The following is a 24,961-nucleotide window of genomic DNA, read 5'->3' as shown; positions in this document are numbered from 1 at the left end:
GATTTGTCAAGACCGTTGTTTCACGTGAAACACCGCTGTGATCCTGAAGGGCATGCCTGTCTCACGTGAATCATCATCACGGCAAGCGGTTCGGTATCTATTTGCCGATACAGAACTCACCGAAGATGAGATCAAGCAGATCCTCGACATCGATCCGCCCCGTCAGGCGCCCCAACGCATCGCCGGCCTGGCGCAACAGCTCCGCCCGCAATTCTAACGGTTCCGAATCGTTTTCCAGCGCAGCCGTGATCGCCTTCAAACATTCCGACAGATATTCCCGGTGCCGCTGGCGGTTGGGCAGGGTTGACACGGCATCACCCGCGGCTGCCTTTACCCGCTGTTCCAGCATATCGATCAGACTAGTCAGACCATCATCCTTTTTCACCGAGATGACGGCGTCATATCCCGCCCGACCCTCATTGCCGGCGAGGTCGGTCTTGGTGCCGATCCGGAGCACCGGGACATCGTCTGAGGGAGGAGACACGGTCTTTCCCGGTTCATTCAGATCCTCAAGCAGAAGAACAAGATCGGCACGTTCGGCCGCGGCCAGCGCGCGGCGAATGCCTTCGCTTTCCACCGCGCCCGCCTCATCCCGCAAGCCGGCCGTATCGTTGAGAACAACCGGGTATCCCGCGATATCGAGATGCACCTCGAGCAGATCGCGCGTGGTGCCCCGTTCATCGGAAACGATGGCGATCTCGCGCCTGGCAAGCGCGTTGAGCAGGCTGGATTTGCCGGCATTGGGCGCACCCAGAATAACCACCCGATAACCGTCGCGAATGATCTCACCGGCCCGCGCACCGGCCAGATGTTGTCCGATCTCCCGAGCCAGTGTTTCAAGCTCGGGCCAGATGCTGTCGGCAACCGAGCCCGGCACGTCTTCCTCATCGGCGAAATCGAAATCCGCCTCGATCATCGCGCGCGCCCGCACCAGCGCGCTGCGCCAGCGCTCATAGCGCTCCGACAGGGCCCCCGACGATTGCTGCAGGGCCATGCGCCTCTGGACCTCCGTCTCCGCTGCGATCAGATCCGCCAGCCCCTCGACAGCGGTCAGGTCCATTTTGCCGTTCTCGAACGCCCTTCGGGTGAACTCGCCCGGCTCGGCGCTGCGGAAACCGGGCAGTTCGGAGAGGTTTGCCAGGACGGCTCCGATAACCGCCCGTCCCCCATGGATATGAAGCTCCGCGCAATCCTCGCCGGTGAAGGAATGCGGCGCCGGAAAAAACAGCACGATGCCCCGATCAAGCCTCGTCCCACCGGCACTGTTTATGGACCTGTAGGTTGCCACACGCGGTTCCGGGACACCGCCGGCCATCGTTTCCAGACCGTCCCTGACCGCCGGCCCGGATATCCGGATCACGGCAACGCCAGCGACACCCGCGCCACTCGACATGGCGAAAATAGTGTCCATATAGTGATTGCGCTCCACCACGAACAACTCCCGCCCGGTGCCCCATGACCTCATCACAACTGACCAACGTGCTCAGCCGGTCGGCGAGCCCCTATCTGCAGCAGCACAAGGACAATCCCGTTCACTGGCAGATATGGGGTGAGGCTGCCTTAAATGAGGCGAAACGCTCCGGCAAGCCCATATTGCTGTCCATCGGTTACGCCGCCTGCCACTGGTGCCACGTCATGGCCCATGAAAGCTTCGAGGATCCCGACACCGCCGCGGTGATGAACGCGCTTTACGTGAACATCAAGGTCGACCGCGAGGAGCGAAGCGATATCGACCAGATCTACATGGCCGCGCTCCATGCCATGGGCGAGCAGGGCGGCTGGCCGTTAACCATATTTCTGAACCCGCAGGGCGAGCCGTTCTGGGGCGGCACCTATTTTCCGAAGACGCCGAGCCATGGCCGGCCCGACTTCGTGACCGTGCTCAGAAGCCTGTCGAAGATCTACCACGAAGAACCCGACAAGATCAGTCGCAACACGCAATCGATCCGCGCGCATCTCGATCAGACCCTGGCCGCCGCGGGAACGGCCACCGCTCCGGAAGATGACGTGCTGGCCCGCCACGCTGCCGGTGTTCTTTCGGTGGCCGACCGGAAGAATGGCGGTATCGGTCACGCGCCGAAATTCCCGAACGCATCGATGCTGGAAACGCTGTGGCGGCACTGGCGCAACACCGGCTCGCAGCCATCCGGCGATACGGCCATACAATGGATCACCGCGCTCGTCACCGGCGGTATTTACGATCATCTGCGCGGCGGCCTGTCGCGTTACTGCGTCGATGCGATCTGGCTTGTCCCGCACTTCGAGAAAATGCTCTACGACAATGCCCAGCTTGTCCGCGCTCTGATGTGGGCTCACGGCGAGACCGGCCACGATCTTTTCCGCACGCGCATCGAGGAAACGGTCGGCTGGCTGGAAGCCGAGATGCTCATGCCGGGCGGCGCTTTCGCATCGAGCCTCGATGCCGACAGCGAGGGAGAGGAGGGCCGCTTCTATGTCTGGGACAAGGCGGAGATCGATACCGCACTCGGCGAGGACGCCGACCTTTTCTGCAGGCACTACGATGTCAGCGAAGGCGGCAATTGGGAAGGAAAGACCATCCTCAATCGCCTGCGGGAGCCGCAGACCGACAATCCGACCGAAGCGCGGCTGGCAAAGGCCCGCGAGAAGCTCCTGGCCTTGCGCAACGAACGTGTCCGCCCCGGCCTCGATGACAAGATCCTCGCCGATTGGAACGGCCTCATGATCCGCGCCCTTGCCGAAGCCGGCACCCGGCTCGATCGCGGTGACTGGATCGCGCGCGCCGAAGATGCCTTTTCTTTCATCACGCGCGAGATGATGACCGGCGACCGGCTGGCCCATGCCTGGTGCAACGGGGTCACCACCTATCCGGCGCTTGCTTCCGACTACGGAGCGATGATCAACGCGGCCGTCGCGCTCTATGAGGCCACGCTGAACAAATCCTATCTCGACACCGCCATGAATTGGCTCTCCGTGCTCGACAAGCACTATGGCGACGGACAGGGCGGCTATTTCTATACGGCCGATGATGCCGGCGATGTCTTGCTGCGCACCCGCCACGAGCACGACGATGCGTCCCCGTCCTCCTCGGCCCAGATTCTCGAGGCGCTGGGCCGCCTGTCGATGATTTCACCGGATCTCAACCTGCCGGCAAAGGCCGCGACCTTCTCTGCCTCACTTTGGGGACGCGTGCAGCAGATACCGATGGCTGCCAGCGGTGCGGTCAATGCGATCGACACGGTCAGCCAGACGAAGAAGCTCGTTCTGCTGAATCCGGCTAAGGATATGCTCCAGGCCATTCGCTCCGTACCGGATCCCGCCCGGCTCGACCTGATAGCGCGCACACTCGACGAGGCGGAAGCGCTTCTGCCGGGCTCCGCTGATTACGACTCCGGCAAAACAAAGGGGCCGGCGGCATATCTGTGCCGCGGCCCCGTCTGTTTTCCGCCGGTTTTCGATGCGCAGGCCCTTCTGGACCTGCTGCGGTCCAAAACCGGTTAGGCGTTCATCGAATCGAAGAAATCGGCGTTGTTCTTCGTCTGCTTGAGCTTGTCGATAAGGAACTCGATCGCATCGGTCGTTCCCATCGGCGCCAGGATCCGGCGAAGCACGAAGATCTTCTGCAGGTCCTGTTTCGGTATCAGCAGGTCTTCCTTGCGGGTTCCCGATTTGAGGATGTCCATGGACGGGTAGATCCGCTTGTCGGCAACCTTGCGGTCAAGCACGATTTCGGAGTTGCCGGTTCCCTTGAACTCCTCGAAGATCACCTCGTCCATGCGGCTGCCCGTATCGATCAGCGCCGTGGCGATGATGGTCAGCGATCCGCCTTCCTCGATATTGCGCGCCGCGCCGAAAAAGCGTTTCGGGCGCTGCAGCGCGTTGGCGTCGACACCGCCGGTCAGCACCTTGCCGGAGGAGGGCACAACCGTGTTGTAAGCGCGGCCGAGACGCGTGATGGAATCGAGCAGGATGACGACATCGCGTCCGTGCTCGACCAGGCGCTTGGCCTTTTCGATCACCATTTCGGCGACCTGGACGTGCCGCGCGGCCGGCTCGTCGAAGGTGGATGAGACCACCTCGCCGTTCACCGAACGCTGCATGTCCGTGACTTCTTCAGGACGCTCATCGATCAAAAGCACGATCAGATAACACTCGGGATGATTGGCCGTGATCGAATGGGCGATGTTCTGCAACAGCACCGTCTTACCGGTGCGCGGCGGCGCCACGATCAGCCCGCGCTGTCCCTTGCCGAGCGGCGCCACGAGATCGATCACCCGTGCCGAAAGATCCTTGGAGGTCGGATCGTCGAATTCCATGTTGAACCGCTCATCGGGATAAAGCGGCGTCAGATTGTCGAAATGGGTCTTGTGACGGATCTTCTCCGGATCGTCGAAATTGATCGTGTTGACCTTCAGCAGCGCGAAATAACGCTCGCCTTCCTTCGGCCCCCGGATCGGCCCCTCGACCGTATCGCCCGTTTTCAGCGAAAAGCGCCGGATCTGCGACGGCGAGATATAGATATCGTCCGGGCCCGGCAGGTAGTTCGCGTTGGCCGAGCGCAGGAACCCGAACCCGTCCTGCAGAATTTCGACGACACCTTCGCCGATGATCTCGATTTCCTGCGCCGCCAGCTTCTTCAGGATGGCGAACATCAGCTCCTGCTTGCGCATGGTGCTGGCGTTTTCCACCTCCAGCGTTTCGGCGAATTCCAGCAGCTCTGTCGGTGTCTTGTTCTTGAGCTCTTGAAGCTTCATTTCCTGCATTGGGTTTCCAGATTTTTATTCGGGGATTTTTATTGTAGTCGATCTTGGGGAGATTGTTTGACGGTCGACGGACCATCACCGCATGCCAGGGAGGGATTTTCGACCGGGCGATTCACGTGAAACGCTTCGAAATGCATCCGGTGTTCCGCCTGTCGCACATTTTGCGGCAAACAGCAAGTTCAAAACGGTTTGACGATCACCATGACCACGATGAAGATCATCAGCACCGTCGGAACCTCGTTGATCATGCGCCAGTGACGGGCCGGGTGATCGCGATGATCCTCGGCAAATCTGCGCACCGCCCTGCCCAAATAGTCATGCACGCCCGAAAGTGCAAGGACCGCGGCGATTTTCAGCCACAGCCACACGGCATTGAAGCCAAACCCGTCATAGGCCAGCCAAAGGCCAAGGACCCATGCAATCACCATGGCCGGCGTCATGATCACCTTGTAGAGCCGCGCTTCCATGACCTTGAAGGTCTCGGACTGCTGCGATCCGACGTCGCTGTCGCTGTGATAGACAAAGAGCCGCGGCAGATAGAGCAAACCGGCCATCCATGAGATGATGGCAATGACATGCACGGCCTTGATCCAGTCATAAAGCTCCGGCGGGTTCCACGCCATCAGCGCGATGACGGCCGCCACAACGACGGCAAGAGCGATGCGCGCGCGCAAACGCGCCTTGTTCCCAGCCGTTTCGTCCTTACCGTCGTTCGATGCCATGAAGTAATCCAATCCAGCCAGGACCTGCTCTATGCGCTACGCACCCGTTCCACCAGTTGCGTGACGTGCTGCGGATCGGCCTGCGGCGTTATCCCGTGGCCGAGATTGAAGATCAGCGGTCCCTCACCAAGCTTCGAAAGGATCGCGTCCACGCCCTCATCCAGCGCCTGGCCGCCGGCAACGACCCGCATGGGATCCAGATTGCCCTGGACCGGTCCTTGCTTCTGCAGTTCCCCCGCAAAGCCCAGCGGAACGCTCCAATCGAGGCCGATCGCGTCTGCACCGGTGTCCCTGCGATAATCGGTGAGCAGCGTTCCGGCGCCCTTGGCAAAGGCGATGATCCGGGCCTGCGGATGACGCCGGCGGACTTGCTCGATGATCTTGCGCACCGGGCGGACGCAGAAACGGTCGAATTCGCTTTCGCCGAGCACACCGGCCCAGGAATCGAAGATCTGCACCGCATCGGCGCCGGCCTCGATCTGTGCGCAGAGATAATCGGCGGAAAGATCGGCCAGCAGATCGAGCAGCGCGGTAAAGGCCTCCGGCTCCCGATAGGCAAAAAGCCGTGCCGGCGCCTGGTCCGGTGTTCCATGCCCGGCGATCATATAGGTGGCCACCGTCCAGGGCGCGCCGCAGAATCCAAGCAACGTGGTTTCCTCGGAAAGTGTCTCGCGCAGCCGCGTGACCGTCTCCAGCACAGGCGCCAGGTGATCGAGCATCTTCGAGCCGTCGAGCTTCGCGATGCCGGCCGCATCGATCGGCGACATCAGCGGACCGCGGCCTTCTTCAAAACGCACATTGCGGTCAAGCGCATCCGGTATCACGAGAATATCTGAAAACAGGATTGCCGCATCAAAGCCATATCGGCGGATTGGCTGGAGTGTCACTTCCGTCGCCAGTTCCGGAGAATAGCAAAGATCGAGAAAGCCGCCGGCCTGTTTCCTCGTTTCCCGATATTCGGGCAGATACCGGCCGGCCTGCCGCATCAGCCAGATAGGTGGCGGAAATACCGTTTCGCCACTCAATACCTTCATGACCTTGCGGTTATCCGCCATGCATCGATCCTTCGTACATTAAAAAAGAAAGGAATTTAAAGAGTCTTCTATTTCTTAGAGTCGGTGGTTTTCAAGGATTAAAGGTTCTTCCCGAAATCTCCACAGCTTGCTAGCGCGGGACAATTACAGATCCCGAAATGGCTTGTGTCTGACAATAGCAGGCATATCCACGAAAAGCGACATAAATTCATGGAGTTGATGTCGCAGCATCGAACTGTTCTCCTGTTCATTGCCTGTGGATGAATATGAACCGGCTGTTGATGTCCGATTGTTCACAGCCCTGCCGGCATCTCTTTCCTGCGCATCGCAAATGTGGACAAACAGGCCCTGTTTCCCGTACCTCTTTTGTCAGTGTGCACACCGGCCGAGTTCATGCACAGCTATCAACAGAAGCGGACGAATTTTGTGGATCGACCGAAAAACTATTTCCACCTGCACCTCATCTCCGATTCGACCGGAGAAACGCTGATAACGGTTGGCCGCGCCGCCGCCGCGCAGTTCACCGGCACGCGCGCGCTCGAACATGTATATCCGCTGATCCGCAGCGCCAAACAGCTCGAACCGGTCCTCGACACGATCGACGGCGCCCCCGGCATCGTGCTCTACACGGTCGTCGATACCGCGCTTTCGCAGATGATTAGCGACCGTTGCCGGGAAATGAACATTCCCTGCGTTTCGGTGCTCGATCCGGTAATCGCGACATTCCAGTCCTATCTCGGGCCAAGAGCCGAACACCGCGTCGGCGCGCAGCATTCGCTGAACGCGCAATATTTCCGCCGCATGGAAGCGCTGAACTTCACCATGGAGCACGATGACGGCCAAATGCCTGCCGACATCGAAGAGGCCGACATCGTGCTTGTCGGCATCAGCCGCACATCGAAGACGCCGACCAGTATCTATCTCGCCAATCGCGGTTACAAGACCGCCAATATTCCGATCGTCTTCAACGTTCCCCTGCCGGATGTTCTCGGCACCGCGAAACACCCGTTGATCGTCGGCCTTGTCGCGACGGCGGACCGGATCTCGCAGGTTCGCAAGAACCGCATCCTCGGAACGACGCAGGGCTATACCGGCGATGATTATGTCGACCGCGTCGCCATTGCCGAGGAACTCAAATATGCGCGCAATCTGTGCGAACGCCACAACTGGCCGACCATCGACGTCAGCCGCCGGTCGATCGAGGAAACCGCCGCGGCCATTCTTGCGCTTGGCGTCAAGGCGCGTTAGGCGGAAGGGCCGATTGCCGAAAAGGATCCGCCGATGCCGACAGAACTGGTCCTGGCCTCCGCCAGCCCCTTCCGCAGAGCGCTGTTAAAAAATGCCGGCATCGATTTCGAGATACAGGCGGCGGACATCGACGAGCGGGCGGTGGAAGCGCCGCTTCGGCAAAGCGATGTCGGCCCACAGGACACGGCCCTGGTGCTGGCGCTCGCCAAGGCATCGGATGTCAGCGCCCGGAAGCCCGGAGCGCTTGTGATCGGCTCCGACCAGACACTGTCGCTCGGCGACGAGATCTTTCACAAACCCGCCGATATGGAGGGCGCGCGTCGCCATTTGCTGCGGCTCTCGGGCAAGACCCACCAGCTCAACAGCGCCGTTGTCATCCTTCGCGACGGAGAGACGCTCTGGCAACATGTGGGTACCGCCGACCTGACCATGCGTGCGCTCGATCCCGGATTTATCGGCCGCTACCTGTCGCGCATCGGCGATGCGGCGCTGTCCAGCGTCGGCGCCTATCAGCTTGAAGGTGTGGGCGTGCAGCTCTTTGAAAAGATTGACGGGGACTATTTCACCATTATCGGCCTGCCGATGCTGCCCTTGCTTGCTGCGTTGCGGGATCTGGAGGCCATCGATGGCTGAGACGGTTCGCGCCTTCGTAACGGGATATCCGGTCAGACATTCCCGCTCGCCGATGATCCATGGTCACTGGCTGAAGCAGGCCGGCATCGCCGGCCGTTACGAGGCTGTCGAGGTATCGCCGGAGGATTTTCCCGCGTTCATGAAAAGTCTTGCTGATGGCACCAGCGGTTTCGTCGGCGGCAATGTCACGATCCCGCACAAACAGGCCGCCTTCGAACTGGCCGGCGAGGCAGATGCGCTGGCCAATGGCCTTGGCGCGGCCAATACGCTGTGGCTTGAAGACGGTCGGCTGAGGGCGACCAATACCGACGGCTACGGTTTTTGCGCCAATCTCGATGAATGGTCGCCGGGCTGGGACAAGGCGCGGAAGGCCGTCATTCTCGGCGCCGGCGGCGCGAGCCGTGCGATCATACAGGCCGTGCAGGACCGCGGTGTGCGGCAGATCCACATCGTCAACCGCACGGTTGCGCGGGCAATGGAGCTGGCGGATCGTTTCAGCGCTGGAATAAGCGCCCACCCGCTGGACGCCTTGAACGAGGTCACCGAAGGAGCCGGGCTTTTTGTCAATACCAGCGCGCTCGGCATGGAAGGCACTCCGGTTCCCCGGATCGACTTTTCGAAGATGGCCGCCGGTGCGGTGGTCACCGATATCGTCTACACGCCGCTGATCACGCCGATCATGCGCATGGCGCAGGACCAGGGTCTGAACGTGGTGGACGGTCTCGGCATGCTCCTGCACCAGGCCGTACCCGGTTTCGAGAAATGGTTCGGCATTCGACCGCACGTCACCAGGGACCTGCGGGATCTGGTTGTTGCCGATCTGGAGGCCGAAAAATGATCGTGTTTGGTCTGACAGGATCGATCGGGATGGGCAAATCGACAGCCGGCGAAATGTTTGCCGAACGCGGCATACCCGTCATCAGCGCCGACGAGATCGTGCACGCGCTTTATGCCGGCAGGGCCGCGCCGCTGATCGAAGCGGCTTTTCCGGGCACCGTGACGGATGGTGTTGTCGATCGCACGCGCTTGTCTGAGGCTGTCCTCGGCAACGAGGAGGCGTTCCGCAGGCTGGAATCCATCGTCCATCCGCTGGTCGCGGAAGAACGAAAACGCTTTGTCGCAGGCCAGCGGGAGGCCGGAAAACCTGCCGTGGTTCTGGATATCCCGCTTCTGTTCGAGGGCGGCGGCGAAAAAACCGTCGACAAGGTGGTGGTCGTTTCCTGCACGCCGGAACTGCAGAAAGAGCGTGTAATGCGGCGGCCGGGCATGACCGAAGAGAAATTCGAGGCCATACTGGCGCGTCAGGTGCCTGATTCGGAAAAAAGGGCGCGCGCCGATTTCGTCATAGACACGTCTGGAACGTTCGACGAAACCAGACGGCAAATCGATGCGCTGATCGACGGGCTGATCGGAGGGGAAACAAACGATGCGTGAGATCGTGTTCGACACCGAAACGACCGGGCTGGACAACCAGACGGATCGCGTCATCGAGATCGGCGGCGTTGAGCTTGCCAACAAGTTTCCGACCGGCCGCTCCTTCCATGTCTATATCAACGCCCAGGGCCAGAAGGTCCATCCCGAGGCGCTGGCCGTCCACGGCATCACCGATGAGTTCCTGCAGGACAAACCGGTCTTTGCCGAAATCATCGAGGAGATGAGCACACTCTTCGACGGCGCCAAGCTGGTCGCGCACAATGCCAGTTTCGATATCGGTTTCATCAATGCCGAATATGCGCGTCTCGGACTGCCGCCCGTCGACCCCGGCCGGGTTGTCGACACGCTGGCGCTGGCGCGGCGTCGCCACCCGATGGGCCCCAATTCACTGGACGCGCTGTGCAAGCGCTACGGTATCGACAATTCACACCGCACCAAGCACGGCGCGCTGCTCGACGCCGAATTGCTGGCGGAAGTCTATATCGAAATGAATGGCGGCCGGCAGGCCGCGCTGGGCCTGACGGAAAGCGATGCAGGCGCATCGGTCCAGAGCCGCAGCAGCGTCACCGCCAGTACCGGGCCGAGACCTTCGCCGCTGGCAGTGCGCCTGAGCGCAGAGGAACGGGCCGCGCATCTCAAACTGAAAGAGGGCCTCGGTGACAAGGCCCTCTGGAACAAATACGCTGAATAGCCGCAACCACTAGTTGGTGACAGGCGGCGCTTCTACCTTGGCCTTTGCCTGTTCTTCGGCCATACGCTGGGCGAACATCTGGGCAAAATCGATCGGATCGATCATCAGCGGCGGGAAACCGCCATTGCGGGTCGCGTCGGCAACGATCTGCCGCGCGAAGGGGAACAGCAGCCGCGGGCACTCGATGAACAGCAGCGGCAGCATGTGTTCCTGCGGGAAGCCCTGGACGCGAAAGACACCGCCATAGATCAGCTCGACATTGAACACGACCTTCTCGCCGTCCTTGGCTTCGGCATTGAGCGTCAGAACGACATCATAGTCGGTTTGCGAAATCGGATTCGCGTTGACATTGACATTGATGTTGATGGCCGGGCCCTTTTCGCGCTGTGTGAGCGATTGCGGCGCGTTCGGATTCTCGAAGGAAAGATCCTTGATATATTGCGCCAGCACATTCAGCTGCGGCGCCGTGCCGTTGCCGGCTTCCGCCCCTTCGGGAGACGCGCCTGCGGGTGCTTTCGGATCGGGCTGTTTGGCCATAAAACTGTCCTTGATTGCTGCGGTGTCGGCCGACCGGCCTTGTTTCGGGCCACTGGCTAGCATTTCGATCCTGCGCTTACAACCAAAATCCGATGTGTTTCCGGCTTGCGGACCGTGTCCGATTAAAGCCGGTCAGGACCCGCGCGAAAACTCAATCCTTGTTCCACGGCGAATCGGGATCGGGATCGCGCGTGAAGTCCTTGTCGTCGAGATCGATGGTCGGCGTTTGGCTGTTCTGCGTCTTGTCGCGGAAGTGTTCACTTTCAAAACCAGTGCCGGAAACAATGGTGATGCGCTTCCTGATCAGCGCCCAGCCCGCGTCCCGGATAGCCGGAATGAAAAGCAGGAAGCCGATCGTGTCGGTAATGAAGCCGGGGGTCAAAAGCAGCACGCCGGCGATCAGGATCATCACGCCATGCACCAGTTCCCGCCCCGGGACCCTGCCTGCTTCCGTCTCCTGCCTGATGCGGTTGATGAGCCCGAATCCCTGGATACGAAGCAGGATCGAACCGACAACGGCCGTGGCGAAGACCATGGCCAGGGTCCAGAAGACACCGATTTCACGGCCGATGACGATGAAGGCTCCGATCTCCGCCAGCGGAACGATGAGAAGCAGCAACGGGACGAGGGTAAAGGGCATGAAGATGATTGTCCTTGTTGGCGGCGATCCGGAGTCCGAGCATCGCACGGATCGGTCCTGATTTCGACCGTTCGAAATCCTTGTTCTGCGCCCTATATGGTGACGCGTTAAGCCTGTTTGACGAAAATCGATCGCCGGCGTGCCAGAAGCCTTAGAATTCCCTGCGTCGTCCGGTTGCATTGACCTGGAAACAGGATTTGAATGATAGAGGGCAACAGACTATATGGAAGGTGTTGGGGCGGGTGCTCCAGCGCGAGATCTCGTACCGGTACCAGGCAATATGGGCTCCTTTGATTTTGTAACAGTCTTTTTCTTCGTGGCTGCGGTCATCATTTTCCTGCAGCTGCGCAATGTGCTGGGCCGCCGCACCGGTAACGAAAGGCCGCCTTTCGATCCCTACAGCGCGCGCGATGGCGACGTGCCGGCGGGCGATGGCGATGACGGCAAGGTGATCACCCTGCCGAGACGCGAGGGCGACAAGGGCTCCGACGACCGTTTCGCCGCGGCCGATGCCTACAGCGATCCCGGCTCGGATCTGAACAAGGCGTTGCGCACTGTCATCCAGGCCGACCCGAGCTTCGATCCCCAGGAATTCGTCGCCGGCGCCAAGATGGCCTACGAGATGATCGTCAATGGCTATGCGGACGGCGACAAGAAGACCTTGCGCTCGCTGTTGTCGAAGGAGGTCTATGACGGCTTCGTCTCGGCCATCAAGGAACGCGATGCAAGATCGGAGACCATCAAGTCGTCCTTTGTGGGCATCGGCAAGGCCGACATCGTCCAGGCGGAGATGAAGGGCACCGAGGCCAACATCACGATGCGCATCTCCAGCCAGCTGATTACCGCTACCTATGACAAGGACGGCAATGTCATTGACGGCGATCCCGACAGCGTCGGCGAGGTCAATGATGTGTGGACCTTTGCCCGCGACACCCGCTCGCGCGATCCGAACTGGAAGCTGATTGCGACCGAATCGGAAGACTGAACGGAATTTTGCATGATCGCCAGCCTCACCCCGGTGTCGTTCAAGGACCTGCCGGGTTGGGATTGTGACGATCCGACACAAATTCTGACCGGCCTGATCGATTGCGCGGACCATGCCCGCAACGTCAAACCCTACAAGACCGGAACGCTCGGCCTGCAGTGGCGCGATTTCATGCCGGCCATTGCCGCACTGGAAGAAAGTCCACCGCGCACGCAGGACGAAGCGCGCCGGTTCTTCGAGGCGCATTTCGTGCCGCTGCGCATCCAGCCGGCCGGCGGCAAGGACGGCTTTGTCACCGCCTATTACGAACCTGAGATCGATGCCTCGCCGGTGCGCACCGACCGGCACATCTATCCCTTTTATGCCCGGCCCGACGATCTCGTCGATGTCGACGACGCCAACCGGCCGCCTGAACTGGACGTGGATTTCGCTTTCGGACAGCTCCGGAACGGCACAATCGGCGAATATCCGGATCGTCGGCAGATCGACAGCGGATATCTTGAGGGGCGCGGCCTCGAGATCGCCTGGGTCGAAAACCGCGTCGATGTCTTTTTTGTCCATATCCAGGGCTCCGCGCGGCTGCGCTATCCGGATGGCAGCGTCGAGCGCATTACCTATGCGGCCAAGACAGGACATCCCTTCACGGCGATCGGCCGGGTCCTTATCGCGTTGGGCGAGCAGGATCCGGCAACGGTTTCCATGCAGAGCCTGCGCCAATGGCTTGCCGGGCATCCAGACAGGATCGATGAAATCCTGTGGCGGAACCGCTCCTACATTTTCTTCAGAAGGGCGACCGTCGATGATCCGGAGAGGGGTCCGGTCGCCGCCGCGAAAGTACCGCTGATCGCCAGGCGGTCGCTGGCCGTCGACCGGTTCCTGCATACTTACGGCACCCCAATCTATGTCCATGCCCAAAGCCTCGTCCATCTGGACGGCGGCGCGTTCCGACGCCTGATGATCGCGCAGGACACGGGTTCGGCGATCCTCGGCCCGGCGCGCGGTGATATTTTCGTCGGCAGCGGAACCGCGGCTGGCGAGAAGGCGGGAACGGTGAAACATCCGGCCGTCTTTTATATCCTGGCTCCGAGGCAGGCTGCAGCGGGACTGACGGCATGAGCGGCAGGAAAAAAAGTCTTTCGAAGGAAGATCGTATTTTGTGGGGACAGGTGGCCCGGACCGTCGATGCCTATCCCGGCCGCCTTGAATCGCTGCTCGATGAGGAGTTGGAAAAAGGCACCCAGGAGACAAAAAACCCAAACCGAACGACTGTCCGGTCTCGTGTTGACAGTGAGCCGCCAAAACAAAAAACGGTAAGGACGAACATGAGCGCTCAAGCGATCAATCCGATAGACCGATCGGTCTATCGCAAGATTGCCCGAGGCCGTTTGCCGCTCGAGGCGCGCATCGATCTTCATGGCATGACGCAGGACGAGGCACACGATCTCCTGCTTGGATTTTTGCGAAGCGCCCATGCGCGGGGCTTGCGCCATGTCCTTGTAATTACAGGCAAAGGTACATCGCGCGGCGGCGAGGGCGTGCTGCGGCGCGCGGTACCGAAATGGCTCGGATTTGCAGCCTTCAGGGAGCTTGCCTCCGGTGTCGAGCCGGCGGCACGCGGCCATGGCGGCGACGGCGCGCTCTACGTCAGATTGAAACGGAAGGTGGTTGAACGATGACGCCCTTCGGCGAGGAAATCCGCAGACTGCGCTCCGAACGCGGTATCACCCAGAAGCAGATGGCGCAATCGATCGGTGTGTCGCCTGCCTATCTGTCAGCGCTCGAACATGGCCATCGCGGCCAGCCCAGCTGGGAACTCCTGCAGCGCATCATCGGCTATTTCAACATTATCTGGGACGACGCCGAGGAACTGCAGCGACTGGCCGCGCTTTCCCACCCGCGCGTCACCATCGACACTGCCGGTTTGTCGCCCGAGGCGACGGCGCTGGCGAACGGTCTCGCCCGGTCGATCGGCAAACTCAGAAAAAAGGATATCGCGCGGCTTCAGTCGATTCTTGATGACATGCTTTAGAAAAGCTCTTTGAGTTCCTCGAGCTTGTCGTTGACCAGCCAGCCGTAATAATTCTCCTGCGGAAGTTTCGGCCGCTGTCCCCTGGCCTTGCGCTTGCGGTTGGTGCGCGCCAGTGTCTCGGCACGAACGTCAGGACTTCCGACATTGTAGAGCGTGGCAGTAATACCCGGGTTTCCGGATATGTCGAAACCGGCGACGTCGCCATAGACATCGATCGAATATTTCAGTGCCGCTGCGACATAGGCCAGCGTGATATCCGGGTTCATGATCGCCTTGTAGACGTCGTCACCACGCTGATGCGACAATTTCTTGTATCCGGAGACCTTGTTGACGAGATCCGTCAGTTTGAGCGCGGTCAGCGGATTGAGCTGTCCGAGCCCGAAGGTCTGCCCGGCGTAGAAGGGCTGGAAGAACACGGCGCTGAACCGGTCATTGGGAAACCGCTTGCCGTCGACGGTCCGGTTGCGGAACGTGTCGTTCCAGACGGCTTCGCGGCAGGACCATAATTCGAAGGAGCCGGTCAGGTCCGCGCAGCCCGAAAACTCCTCGCGCTGGATAAATTCATCGACATTTTCGCCATCGTAGCGAAAGTCGATGCCGCCGGCGGCATAGGAGACGGCCTTGACATAGTAGGCCTGAAGACGGTCATAGGCATCGACATTGTAAGTGTGCTCGCCGACCAGCGCGCCGACGATATGCAGCGGATCGATCTCGTAGGTCTGCGCGACACTGGCAATTTTGCCGCGCAGTTTCTCGTCCCGCCGCAGAAGGTCGCGGATCTTCTCGTATTTGCGGTCGAATGTGGACTTGGTCTGCTTGGTTCGCTTGACGGATGCGCCCGGTATCTTCGGCTGCACCTTGTTGCGATTGCCTTCCGGAACCGTTATCAGCCTGGCGCTGGCCGGCGACACCGCGATAAGCGTGAAGCAAAGCAGAAGACTGACGGCATGTGTCAGATGGCGACGCACCATCCAGGCGGCTCCCCGGGCACTTTTTGATTGCCCGAACTCTAGAAAAATTACCCGAAAAGTCGAGTAATTCTTGCCGCGGCGGCAGACTTATCGGATCAATTGCCGGCTTTCCTCTGTCACCGATGCGTAAAAGTCACAGGATATACCGTGACAAGTCCGCATCCTTCGCCAGATCGCCGACATGCTTGCGCACATATTCCGCGTCGATCACGAATTCCGTGCCTGACTTGTCCGGCGCTTCGTAGGAGATATCGTCGAGCACCCGTTCCATGACGGTCTGCAGCCGCCGCGCACCGATATTCTCGACGCTGCTGTTGAGTTCGACAGCCACATCCGCCAGTGCATCGATGGCGTCCTCCGTATAGGTCAGCGTGACCTCCTCGGTTGCCATCAGCGCCACATACTGCTTGATGAGGCTGGCTTCGGTCTCGGTCAGAATCCGCCGGAAATCCTCCTTCGTCAGCGCCCTGAGCTCGACGCGGATGGGCAGCCGGCCCTGAAGTTCGGGCAACAGGTCGGATGGTTTCGAGACGTGGAAGGCGCCCGAAGCGATAAACAATATGTGGTCGGTCTTCACCGGTCCGTATTTGGTCGCCACCGTCGTGCCTTCGACCAGCGGCAGCAGGTCGCGCTGCACGCCCTCGCGGGAGACGCCCGCGCCCATGCCGCCGTCGCGCGCCGCGATCTTGTCGATCTCGTCGAGGAAGACGATGCCGTCATTCTGCGCGATCCGCATGGCTTCCTGCGTGATCTGGTCCTGATCGAGCAGCTTCTCCGATTCGTCGTTGATCAGCTGCGCGTAGGAATCCTTCACCGTCGTGCGGATCTTCTTCTGCGGCTGGCCCATGGCCTTGCCGAGCATGTCCGACAGGTTGAGCACGCCGATATTGGCGCCCGGCATGCCTGGGATCTCGAAATTGGGCATGCCGGAACCCGTATCCGCCACCTCGATCTCGATTTCCTTGTCGTCGAGCAGGCCGTCACGCAGCTTGGTGCGGAAGGATTCGCGCGTCGATGGCGATGCGGTGGAGCCGACCAGCGCGTCGAGCACCCGCTCTTCCGCATTCAGATGCGCCTTGGCCTTGACCTCTTCGCGCTTCTTGTCCTTGACCAGCGCGATGCCCACTTCGACCAGATCGCGCACGATCTGCTCCACGTCGCGGCCGACATAGCCGACCTCGGTGAATTTGGTCGCCTCGACCTTGATGAAGGGCGCGCCCGCGAGTTTGGCGAGCCGTCGCGAGATCTCGGTCTTGCCGACACCGGTCGGTCCGATCATCAGGATGTTCTTCGGCATCACCTCGTCGCGCAGATCGTCCTCGAGCTGCTGTCGGCGCCAGCGATTGCGAAGGGCGATTGCGACGGCGCGCTTCGCATCCTTCTGGCCGATGATGTAGCGGTCGAGTTCGGAAACGATCTCGCGCGGTGAATAATTGGTCATGGATCAGAACCTGTGTTGAAAGGGAGCGCGGTGCGCTCCTTTGTCGGAATATCGGGTCGCGGCCTCGTCTCAAGCCTTACGAGGCGCCGGTTTCCAGCGTTTCGACGACGATATTGTCATTGGTGTAGACGCAGATATCGCCGGCGATTTCCATTGCGCGGCGGGCGATCTCCTCGGCGCTCTTGTCGCTGTCCATCAGGGCGCGCGCCGCTGCATAGGCGTAGTTTCCGCCCGAACCGATGGCGATGGCGCCATGCTCCGGCTCCAGCACGTCACCGGTGCCGGTCAGGGCAAGGGTCGTCGTCGCATCGGCGACAAGCATCATTGCTTCCAGCCGCCGCAGATAGCGGTCGGTGCGCCAGTCCTTGGCAAGCTCGACGCAGGCGCGCATAAGCTGGCCCGGATACTGTTCGAGCTTGGCTTCGAGCCGCTCCATGAGCGTGAAGGCGTCGGCGGTCGCGCCGGCAAAGCCGGCAATGACCTCGCCGCCGCCCGATTTTGCCGAGCTGATGCGCCGCACCTTGCGCGCATTGCCCTTCATGATCGTCTGTCCGAGACTGACCTGGCCGTCACCGGCCATCACCACCTGGTCGCCCTTGCGCACGGTGATAATGGTGGTGGCATGCATGGTGCCCTGGGGATCATGTTCACTCATCGGTACTTCCTTTGACGCAAAACGGCCGAACAGGCCTGTCAGGCTTCCCTATGTAAGACGCCTGCGCCGCATTGCAAATCCCCAATCGGTCCGGCACGCTTTTCTGGATATTTTCCCGCCGCCCTGTTATGCAGCCCCCATCGTGGTTCATGGAGTATGCCGAATGGGTGAGTCCCGGCAAAACCGCGTGGCCGAAGTGGCCCGCAAGACGAATGAAACGGATATTTCGGTGAAGATCGATATCGACGGCACGGGCGCGTCGAAGATCGATACGGGCATCGGCTTCTTCGACCATATGCTGGACCAGCTTTCCCGCCATTCGCTGATCGACATGGAAATTTCGGCAAAGGGCGATCTGCACATTGACGACCACCACACGGTCGAGGATACCGGCATTGCGATCGGCCTGGCGATCGCTAAGGCGCTGGGCGAGCGCCGCGGCATTGTGCGCTACGCATCGCTCGATCTCGCCATGGACGAGACGCTGACGACGGCCGCCATCGATGTGTCGGGCCGGCCGTTCCTTGTCTGGGACGCGGAGTTCTCGTCGTCAAAGATCGGTACGTTCGACACCGAACTGTGCCGCGAGTTCTTCCAGGCGCTGGCGCAGAATGCCGGCATCACCCTGCATGTCACAAACCTTTACGGTGCCAATAATCACCATATTGCCGAGACATGCTTCAAGGCGGTCGCAAGGGTCCTGCGAACGGCGACGGAAATCGATCCGCGCCAGGCGGACCGCATACCGTCGACAAAGGGAACCCTGGCCTGAGGCGCGAATCGCGATGGCAAGTTATGTTGTATTGACGCCCCCGGATGGCTGCGAAAAGGATGAGCGGGCGGCTCTGATCCGCGACGGTTTCTCCTTGCTCGCACTGATCGTCCCCGTCATCTGGCTTTTGTGGAACCGGTTGTGGTTTGCCGCCATCATGCTGCTGCTCTTGTCGGTGGCGATCGCGGTGGCCATCAGCCAGCTTCCCGCCTGGTCAACCGTCTTCACGGTGTCGTCGGTCATGATATCGCTGTTCGTCGCGCTCGAGGGCAACAATTGGCGCATTGCGAAGAAGGAACGGCAGGGTTGGGATTTGCGCGCCGTCATCGATGCGCCGGACCATGCCACCGCCGAGGAAATTTTCTTCTCCGCTGCCGCACAGACAAACCAGCAAAAGCCACGTCCTGCGCCCGCATTCGGCAAAGAAGCGGCCACCGGCCCCGCGCCGGTGGGTTCGGGACCTGCTCTCGGCTTGCTGGACTACGAAAACAGAGGCTGATCTTTAGATGAAAGTCGCCATCATCGACTATGGATCAGGCAATCTGCGCTCGGCCACCAAGGCCTTTGAGCGCGCCGCACGCGAAAGCGGCGTCGATGCCGATATCCTGCTGACGAGCGAGCCGCAAACCGTCGCCAAGGCGGACCGGATCGTTCTTCCGGGTGTCGGCGCCTTTGCCGACTGCCGCAGCGGTCTCGCCGCCGTTGATGGCATGGAGGAAGCGCTGTTTGAGGCCGTCGAGCATAAGGCACGTCCGTTTCTCGGCATCTGTGTCGGCATGCAGCTCATGGCGACGCGCGGGCTGGAAAAGGTCGAAACCCCGGGCTTCGATTGGGTGTCCGGCGACGTGCGCCTGATGCAGCCCGCCGATCCGGACCTCAAGATTCCGCAGATCGGCTGGAACACGCTGGACTTGCAGCGTCCGCACCCGCTGTTCGAAGGCATCGCGACCGGACCCGCGGGCCTGCACGCCTATTTCGTGCATTCCTATTATCTGGATGCCGAAGACGCGTCGGATGTAGTCGCGGTCACCGACTACGGCGGAGCGGTCACAGCCGCCGTGGCGCATGAGAACCGTGCGGGCACCCAGTTTCACCCCGAGAAAAGCCAGAAGCTCGGACTCGCGCTGATCGCCAATTTTCTGAAGTGGACGCCATGATCCTGTTTCCGGCCATTGATCTGAAAGACGGCGAATGCGTGCGCCTCAAGCTCGGCGAAATGGATTCCGCGACGGTCTATAACACCGATCCGGCGGCGCAGGCGGCTGCTTTTGAGGAACAGGGCTTCTCCTGGCTCCACGTGGTCGATCTCAACGGCGCCTTTGCCGGGCAGAGCGTCAACGGCGAAGCCGTCGAAGCGATCCTGAAGACCACCGGCAATCCGGTGCAGCTCGGTGGCGGCATCCGCTCGCTGGATCACATCGAGGACTGGCTGGACAAGGGACTTGCCCGCGTCATTCTCGGCACGGTCGCCGTGCGCGACCCGGATCTGGTGAAGGAGGCCTGCCGGCGTTTTCCCGATCGGATCGCCGTCGGCATCGATGCGCGCGGCGGCAAGGTGGCTGTCGAGGGCTGGGCCGAGGCCTCGGAGCTTGAGGCCGTGGAGCTCGCCCGACGTTTCGAGGGCGCCGGTGTCGCGGCGATCATCTATACCGATATCGACCGGGACGGCGTCCTGACCGGCATCAACTGGGAATCGACCCTGGTGCTGGCCGATGCAGTACAGATTCCGGTCATTGCGTCCGGCGGCCTTGCATCCATGGCCGACATCGTGCGCATGACCATGCCCGACGCCGCGCGCCTGGAAGGCGCGATATCGGGCCGCGCGCTGTATGATGGCCGCATCGATTCCGGGGAAGCGCTGGCATTGCTGGCCGAGGCGCGGGAAAACGGAAAATGACGCTCAAGGCACGCATTATCCCCTGTCTGGACGTGAAAGACGGCCGCGTCGTCAAGGGCGTCAACTTTGTCGATCTGATCGATGCCGGCGATCCGGTCGAGGCGGCGCGGGTCTATGACGCCGCCGGCGCCGATGAGCTGTGCTTTCTGGACATCACCGCCTCGTCCGACAACCGCGATACGATCTTCGACGTCGTCGCCCGCACCGCCGAACAGTGTTTCATGCCGCTGACGGTCGGCGGTGGCGTGCGCACCATCGCTGATATCCGAAAGCTGCTGCTGGCCGGCGCCGACAAGGTGTCGATCAATACGACCGCAGTCAAAAATCCCGATTTCGTCGCCGAGGCCGCCGACAAGTTCGGCAACCAGTGCATCGTCGTTTCGATCGACGCCAAGACGGTCTCGCAGCCGCACGAGGAAGGCCGCTGGGAGATCTTCACCCATGGCGGTCGCGTGCCGACCGGTATCGATGCCGTCGAATTCGCCCGCAAGGTCGTTGACCTGGGCGCCGGCGAGATCATGCTTACCTCCATGGACCGCGACGGCACCAAGCTTGGCTACAACATACCCCTGACCCGCGCTGTCGCGGACGCTGTGACCGTGCCGGTCATCGCTTCCGGCGGCGTCGGCACGCTCGACCATCTGGTCGAGGGCGTTCGCGACGGCCACGCCACGGCCGTCCTTGCGGCCTCGATTTTTCACTTCGGCACCTATACGATTGAAGAAGCCAAGAAACATATGGCCGATGCCGGTGTTGCCATGCGGCTCGATTGAGCCATTTGAACCTATGACGGTGCGGAGCTTTATATGAGCGCCTTTACGCTAGCCGATCTGGAAACCATCATTGCCGCCCGGGCGGGTGCGCCCGTGGAGGAGTCCTGGACGGCAAAGCTTGTCGCTAAGGGACAGGAAAAGGCGGCCCAGAAGCTCGGCGAGGAGGCGGTTGAAGCAGCGATCGCCGCCGTTACCGCAGACCGGGCCGGTCTGACGGCCGAGGCAGCCGATGTCCTCTATCATCTGCTTGTTGTTCTCAAGATCGCCGATATTCCACTCGACGATGTCATGGCCGAGCTTGAAAACCGCACAGCCCGGTCCGGGCTTGAGGAGAAAGCGAGCCGTGCTGGATCATGAATGACGACGTTGCTGACTGGCCGCAGGAGGAGCTCAATCATTTTGAGCCCGGCGACTATTCACCCTACCGGTTCTTTTCCGCCGAGCGCTGGGCGGAGTTCCGCGACGACACGCCTCTGACCCTCAACAAGGACGAGGTCGAGCGGCTGCGCTCGTTGAACGACCCTGTCGATCTGGACGAGGTGCGCCGCATCTATCTGTCCCTGTCGCGTCTGCTTTATGCGCATGTCGAGGCTTCCAAGCTGCTGTTCGACCAGCGACGCAGCTTCCTGTCGCTGCCGAATGTCACCAAGACGCCCTTTATCATCGGCATTGCCGGCTCCGTTGCCGTCGGCAAATCGACGACGGCCCGTATCCTGAAAGAACTCCTGACCCGCTGGTCCGGCAGCCCGAAGGTCGATCTTGTGACGACGGACGGCTTCCTCTTGCCCAACGAGGTGTTGCGGCGCGAGAATCTGATGGACCGCAAGGGCTTCCCGGAAAGCTATGATGTCAGCTCGGTCCTGAAATTCCTGTCCGACATCAAGGCGGGGCGCCCGAACGTCAAGGCGCCCTGCTATTCGCACCTGACCTACGATGTCATGCCCGGCGAATTCGTCGTCATCGACCGACCCGACATCCTGATTTTCGAAGGCATCAACGTTTTGCAGGTACGGGACCTGCCGGAGGATGGCAAGATCATCCCCTTCGTATCGGATTTCTTCGACTTTTCGATCTATATCGACGCCCAGGAGGAACGCATCCACAACTGGTATGTGGAGCGCTTCATGCGGCTGCGCGAGACGGCGTTCAAGAACCCGCAATCCTTCTTCCACCGCTACTCCACGATTTCCGAGGATGCGGCACTGGCCATCGCAAACGGCCTTTGGGAAAACATCAACCTGCGGAACCTGCGCGAGAACATCCTGCCCACCCGCCCCCGCGCCGATCTCATCCTGCACAAGGGCGACGATCACCTGATCGAGCAGGTGGCGCTGCGCAAGCTTTAGGCTGTGGTTAAATGGTCACCACAGCCTTGAGAATTGGCACTTCCTTAACAGTGCTTTGCTAGGCTCCCGGTGTTGAATTGGAGCCTGACATGCTGACCTTTCCCGGAAGGCGCTGGTTCGTCGGACTGGCGCTGTTGGCTGCCTTTGATTTTGCATATATCTATCTGGCTGGTCACCGAGTGGACCTGCGCTCGTTGCTGGGAACCGCAGGCTCGGGAATCGGATTGCTGTGCGTCGTTGCGGCCAACTACTGGCTGCTGAATGCCAAAAGAGGCGGCGTTTTACTTGTCACGACGCCATCTTCACGGCGGCTGATCGAAAAGCTGCAGACCTTTTTTGAGGGTTACGCATTCATCCTGTTGGGCTGGGTGGCACTGCGCCTGTTCAACCATATCACGATGATGACGGACATCCCCTATGCCGATGCGATGCTTCTGGCCTGGGACCGTGCCTTCTTCCTGGACTGGAATGCCTATTTCTCCTTCGTTGCCGATCGTCCGGCGCTGATCCGTATTCTCGATTTGGCCTATGTCAGCCTGACGCCCACAAGTGTCGCCGGTTTCATTGGCCTTTTCTTGCTCGGGCGGATCGAGGCCGCGCGGTTTTTCGTCGTCACCTTCACAACGACTGCGATTGTGTGCACGGTCATTGGCATGTTCTTTCCGGCAGTTGCGGCGGTCGGATATGCATTGGAGAGGCCGGAGTTACTGGATCAATTTGCAACGCGTCCCGGCTGGTATTCCATTCCAATCCTTGAAGCGTTGCGTAACGCCGACACCTACACGTTCAATGTATTCGACTTGCCTGGATTGACGACATTTCCGTCGTTTGACACGGCAGCGGGCATCGTATTGGCATATGCCTACCGACGTAGTCTGCTTTACATCCCGGTGCTCTGCTACACGGTGGTGATGATTGCATCGACACCGGTCTGGGGCGGTCACTATTTTGTCGACCTGTTCGCCGGCGCAGCCATTGCCGTGGTCGTTTGCCGTGCGTTCGAACGGACCGATCGTTACCGGACGCTTTTCGCACCGCCGGCGGCCGGCCAACCGCACCTTGGTCCGGTGGCGGCGACAAAGGACATGATGCGGCACGCAACCGGCGAGTAAGCCCCGGCGCTCAGGCCAGGGACATGTCTATGTCCTGAACCCGGGCAGGTTTTACAGATTGATAAAGTCCGGCGCGGCCGATACCGGAGGTGTGCTCCTGCCTCAGGATGCCGGGTGCGCAATCGCGGTTTCCCGATCCTGCGGAACCGGCCTGGCGATGGGCAGGTTGCGCACCGCGTAATACAGGGCCAGCGTAACCGGGATCGCGACATAGCCGTCGATGGCGTAGTGCCAGGCTAGATAGACCGAACTGAAAACGATGAACGCCGTATAGGCGAAGAACGCCCATCCCAGCTTGCGGTTGAATTCATAGACAAAGAGCGCGTTCATCATCGTCAGCGCGACGTGAACGCTCGGGAAAGCGGAGATGCCCGATCCAAGCCCCGTAACGTTGTTTTCGCGAAGCAGCCACAGATAGTTCTGATATTTCACAGCCGCATTGAAGTGCCCCTCGTTGCGGGCGAGCAGCTCCAGTTGATCGCCGAAACGCGCGAAATCGCCGGTCACATGGCCGTAATAGACCGGGCCGGCGGAAATAAAGGCTCCTGCGAGGAGATTGCCGACGACGAACCACACCAGCATGAATGTAATGATGTAGCGGACGCGGAAACCGGACGTATTCGGCGAAACGGCCACCCAGTAAAGGATGCCGAAGCAGAGCACGAACCACACGACCATGTAGTTGACTTCCACAAGACAGAGAAATGCCTGGCTATCTGTTAGCCGGAAAAGCAATTGCCACGGATCGGTGTCGAAATGGATCAGCTTGTCGATATTCGCCTGGACCTCGTCGTAGAGGAAGCCGTTGACCGAAAGCGCGTTCTTGATGGCCGTGAAGGTTGCCTGAAACGGCATGAGGGCGAGCATCAGCACCGTACCGGCCAAGAAATGCGCCATGCGTCTGGAGGAAAACATGTGGCGAAAAGCCAGCTTCCGCCGCTCATCCAGCCGCAGGATGATGCGTATCGCTCCCGCGCCGAACAGAGCGACCGGAAAGATCAGCAGATAGTTCTTCAGCCAGAGCCAGCCATAGACCCGATAGGGATCGAGGGAAAATCCTACAGTTGCCCACACATAGACGGATCCCGTCAGCGCATAGAGCGCAATAAGGATGAAGAGTATGCGGTTGCTCTTGGTGACGGCAACGGTCTCGTGGACCAAAGCGCTCATGTAGGCACGGTTCGGCACCATCGATCGCTCCCTTGGTTGCACGCAGCATTAGCGGAAAATGATTAAGAAACCTGCCACGTCAGGTCGTCCACCGGCCGATGGATCCGGTAGGAACCCGCCCGAAATCGG

General features: G+C 60.5%; 28 protein-coding genes. 18 read left to right on the top strand and 10 right to left on the bottom strand.

Going from position 1 to position 24,961, the window contains the following annotated elements:
- Positions 1 to 97: 97 nt before the first annotated feature.
- On the bottom strand, positions 98 to 1,411 hold the full coding sequence (mnmE, locus tag OOZ53_RS08325; protein WP_271088972.1) for a tRNA uridine-5-carboxymethylaminomethyl(34) synthesis GTPase MnmE: 1,314 nt from the start codon (positions 1,409 to 1,411) through the stop codon (positions 98 to 100).
- Positions 1,412 to 1,455: 44 nt separating this feature from the next.
- On the opposite strand from mnmE, the gene OOZ53_RS08320 reads away from it, so the two are divergent.
- Positions 1,456 to 3,480: a thioredoxin domain-containing protein gene (locus OOZ53_RS08320; protein WP_271088971.1), complete on the top strand. Its 2,025-nt coding sequence runs from the start codon at positions 1,456 to 1,458 to the stop codon at positions 3,478 to 3,480.
- On the opposite strand, the gene rho is transcribed toward OOZ53_RS08320, so the two are convergent.
- From rho to hemE, 3 genes are all read right to left on the bottom strand, one after another.
- Positions 3,477 to 4,742 (bottom strand): transcription termination factor Rho, encoded by a 1,266-nt coding sequence (gene rho, locus OOZ53_RS08315; RefSeq protein WP_136657981.1) that lies wholly within the window; start codon positions 4,740 to 4,742, stop codon positions 3,477 to 3,479. The two genes, OOZ53_RS08320 and rho, sit on opposite strands and share 4 nt — an antisense overlap.
- Positions 4,743 to 4,921: 179 nt before the next feature.
- The gene (gene hemJ, locus OOZ53_RS08310) at positions 4,922 to 5,464 is read right to left on the bottom strand and encodes a protoporphyrinogen oxidase HemJ (protein WP_271088970.1); all 543 of its coding nucleotides are present in this window, start codon (positions 5,462 to 5,464) and stop codon (positions 4,922 to 4,924) included.
- A gap of 29 nt (positions 5,465 to 5,493) precedes the next feature.
- Complete coding sequence (gene hemE, locus OOZ53_RS08305; RefSeq protein ID WP_271088969.1) at positions 5,494 to 6,519, bottom strand: uroporphyrinogen decarboxylase; 1,026 nt, start codon at positions 6,517 to 6,519, stop codon at positions 5,494 to 5,496.
- Between the two features lie 405 nt (positions 6,520 to 6,924).
- Here hemE and OOZ53_RS08300 point away from each other — a divergent pair, with 405 nt between their 5' ends.
- Genes OOZ53_RS08300 through dnaQ form a run of 5 tightly spaced genes read left to right on the top strand, consistent with a single transcriptional unit; the run spans position 6,925 to position 10,504 of the window.
- Positions 6,925 to 7,746, top strand: a complete 822-nt coding sequence (locus OOZ53_RS08300; protein ID WP_271088968.1) for a pyruvate, water dikinase regulatory protein — start codon at positions 6,925 to 6,927, stop codon at positions 7,744 to 7,746.
- A gap of 33 nt (positions 7,747 to 7,779) precedes the next feature.
- Positions 7,780 to 8,379, top strand: a complete 600-nt coding sequence (locus tag OOZ53_RS08295) for a Maf-like protein (RefSeq protein ID WP_271088967.1) — start codon at positions 7,780 to 7,782, stop codon at positions 8,377 to 8,379.
- The gene (locus OOZ53_RS08290; protein ID WP_271088966.1) at positions 8,372 to 9,217 is read left to right on the top strand and encodes a shikimate dehydrogenase; all 846 of its coding nucleotides are present in this window, start codon (positions 8,372 to 8,374) and stop codon (positions 9,215 to 9,217) included. Before OOZ53_RS08295 ends, OOZ53_RS08290 begins: the two co-directional genes overlap by 8 nt.
- A complete protein-coding gene (coaE, locus tag OOZ53_RS08285; protein WP_271088965.1) occupies positions 9,214 to 9,813 on the top strand; it encodes a dephospho-CoA kinase in 600 nt (199 codons plus the stop codon). Before OOZ53_RS08290 ends, coaE begins: the two co-directional genes overlap by 4 nt.
- Positions 9,806 to 10,504, top strand: a complete 699-nt coding sequence (gene dnaQ, locus OOZ53_RS08280) for a DNA polymerase III subunit epsilon (protein ID WP_271088964.1) — start codon at positions 9,806 to 9,808, stop codon at positions 10,502 to 10,504. Before coaE ends, dnaQ begins: the two co-directional genes overlap by 8 nt.
- A gap of 9 nt (positions 10,505 to 10,513) precedes the next feature.
- Here dnaQ and secB read toward each other — a convergent pair whose 3' ends face one another.
- Both secB and OOZ53_RS08270 read right to left on the bottom strand, forming a co-directional pair.
- Entirely contained in the window at positions 10,514 to 11,041 is a 528-nt protein-coding gene (gene secB, locus OOZ53_RS08275; RefSeq protein WP_271088963.1) for a protein-export chaperone SecB, read from the bottom strand.
- A gap of 151 nt (positions 11,042 to 11,192) precedes the next feature.
- Positions 11,193 to 11,681 (bottom strand): FxsA family protein, encoded by a 489-nt coding sequence (locus OOZ53_RS08270; protein ID WP_271088962.1) that lies wholly within the window; start codon positions 11,679 to 11,681, stop codon positions 11,193 to 11,195.
- Positions 11,682 to 11,961: 280 nt separating this feature from the next.
- Here OOZ53_RS08270 and OOZ53_RS08265 point away from each other — a divergent pair, with 280 nt between their 5' ends.
- Genes OOZ53_RS08265 through OOZ53_RS08250 form a run of 4 tightly spaced genes read left to right on the top strand, consistent with a single transcriptional unit; the run spans position 11,962 to position 14,695 of the window.
- Entirely contained in the window at positions 11,962 to 12,666 is a 705-nt protein-coding gene (locus OOZ53_RS08265) for a Tim44/TimA family putative adaptor protein (protein WP_271088961.1), read from the top strand.
- Positions 12,667 to 12,678: 12 nt separating this feature from the next.
- Positions 12,679 to 13,782 (top strand): murein transglycosylase A, encoded by a 1,104-nt coding sequence (gene mltA / locus OOZ53_RS08260; protein WP_271088960.1) that lies wholly within the window; start codon positions 12,679 to 12,681, stop codon positions 13,780 to 13,782.
- Complete coding sequence (locus OOZ53_RS08255) at positions 13,779 to 14,342, top strand: Smr/MutS family protein (RefSeq protein ID WP_271088959.1); 564 nt, start codon at positions 13,779 to 13,781, stop codon at positions 14,340 to 14,342. The genes mltA and OOZ53_RS08255 overlap by 4 nt, the downstream gene beginning before the upstream one ends.
- The gene (locus OOZ53_RS08250; protein ID WP_271088958.1) at positions 14,339 to 14,695 is read left to right on the top strand and encodes a helix-turn-helix domain-containing protein; all 357 of its coding nucleotides are present in this window, start codon (positions 14,339 to 14,341) and stop codon (positions 14,693 to 14,695) included. Before OOZ53_RS08255 ends, OOZ53_RS08250 begins: the two co-directional genes overlap by 4 nt.
- Here OOZ53_RS08250 and OOZ53_RS08245 read toward each other — a convergent pair.
- From OOZ53_RS08245 to hslV, 3 genes are all read right to left on the bottom strand, one after another.
- Positions 14,692 to 15,666: a DUF1402 family protein gene (locus OOZ53_RS08245; RefSeq protein ID WP_271088957.1), complete on the bottom strand. Its 975-nt coding sequence runs from the start codon at positions 15,664 to 15,666 to the stop codon at positions 14,692 to 14,694. The genes OOZ53_RS08250 and OOZ53_RS08245 overlap by 4 nt on opposite strands.
- Positions 15,667 to 15,799: 133 nt before the next feature.
- Positions 15,800 to 17,107 (bottom strand): ATP-dependent protease ATPase subunit HslU, encoded by a 1,308-nt coding sequence (hslU, locus tag OOZ53_RS08240; RefSeq protein ID WP_271088956.1) that lies wholly within the window; start codon positions 17,105 to 17,107, stop codon positions 15,800 to 15,802.
- A gap of 76 nt (positions 17,108 to 17,183) precedes the next feature.
- Complete coding sequence (gene hslV, locus OOZ53_RS08235; protein ID WP_271088955.1) at positions 17,184 to 17,762, bottom strand: ATP-dependent protease subunit HslV; 579 nt, start codon at positions 17,760 to 17,762, stop codon at positions 17,184 to 17,186.
- Positions 17,763 to 17,925: 163 nt separating this feature from the next.
- Between hslV and hisB the strand changes: the two genes are divergently transcribed.
- The 8 genes from hisB to OOZ53_RS08195 all read left to right on the top strand — a co-directional run bounded on the left by hisB (position 17,926) and on the right by OOZ53_RS08195 (position 23,662).
- A complete protein-coding gene (gene hisB, locus OOZ53_RS08230; RefSeq protein WP_271088954.1) occupies positions 17,926 to 18,534 on the top strand; it encodes an imidazoleglycerol-phosphate dehydratase HisB in 609 nt (202 codons plus the stop codon).
- 13 nt (positions 18,535 to 18,547) lie between these two features.
- On the top strand, positions 18,548 to 19,033 hold the full coding sequence (locus OOZ53_RS08225; protein ID WP_271088953.1) for a DUF2628 domain-containing protein: 486 nt from the start codon (positions 18,548 to 18,550) through the stop codon (positions 19,031 to 19,033).
- A gap of 7 nt (positions 19,034 to 19,040) precedes the next feature.
- Positions 19,041 to 19,691: an imidazole glycerol phosphate synthase subunit HisH gene (hisH, locus tag OOZ53_RS08220; RefSeq protein ID WP_271088952.1), complete on the top strand. Its 651-nt coding sequence runs from the start codon at positions 19,041 to 19,043 to the stop codon at positions 19,689 to 19,691.
- A complete protein-coding gene (hisA, locus tag OOZ53_RS08215) occupies positions 19,688 to 20,431 on the top strand; it encodes a 1-(5-phosphoribosyl)-5-[(5-phosphoribosylamino)methylideneamino]imidazole-4-carboxamide isomerase (protein ID WP_271088951.1) in 744 nt (247 codons plus the stop codon). The genes hisH and hisA overlap by 4 nt, the downstream gene beginning before the upstream one ends.
- Positions 20,428 to 21,204 (top strand): imidazole glycerol phosphate synthase subunit HisF, encoded by a 777-nt coding sequence (gene hisF, locus OOZ53_RS08210; RefSeq protein WP_271088950.1) that lies wholly within the window; start codon positions 20,428 to 20,430, stop codon positions 21,202 to 21,204. Before hisA ends, hisF begins: the two co-directional genes overlap by 4 nt.
- 33 nt (positions 21,205 to 21,237) lie before the next feature.
- Positions 21,238 to 21,561, top strand: a complete 324-nt coding sequence (locus OOZ53_RS08205) for a phosphoribosyl-ATP diphosphatase (RefSeq protein WP_271088949.1) — start codon at positions 21,238 to 21,240, stop codon at positions 21,559 to 21,561.
- Positions 21,558 to 22,550 (top strand): type I pantothenate kinase, encoded by a 993-nt coding sequence (coaA, locus tag OOZ53_RS08200; protein ID WP_271088948.1) that lies wholly within the window; start codon positions 21,558 to 21,560, stop codon positions 22,548 to 22,550. The genes OOZ53_RS08205 and coaA overlap by 4 nt, the downstream gene beginning before the upstream one ends.
- An 89-nt stretch (positions 22,551 to 22,639) precedes the next feature.
- Complete coding sequence (locus OOZ53_RS08195; protein WP_271088947.1) at positions 22,640 to 23,662, top strand: phosphatase PAP2 family protein; 1,023 nt, start codon at positions 22,640 to 22,642, stop codon at positions 23,660 to 23,662.
- 102 nt (positions 23,663 to 23,764) lie between these two features.
- Here the strand turns inward: OOZ53_RS08195 and OOZ53_RS08190 are convergent, their stop codons facing one another.
- Positions 23,765 to 24,853, bottom strand: a complete 1,089-nt coding sequence (locus OOZ53_RS08190) for a phosphatase PAP2 family protein (RefSeq protein ID WP_271088946.1) — start codon at positions 24,851 to 24,853, stop codon at positions 23,765 to 23,767.
- Between the last annotated feature and the right edge of the window lie 108 nt (positions 24,854 to 24,961).

The organism is Allohoeflea poritis (assembly GCF_027889715.1).
GTDB classification, from domain to species: Bacteria; Pseudomonadota; Alphaproteobacteria; order Rhizobiales; family Rhizobiaceae; genus Hoeflea_A; species Hoeflea_A poritis.
The sequence above is the reverse complement of the archived record's forward strand: the minus strand, read 5'-3'. Positions and strand labels throughout refer to the sequence as shown.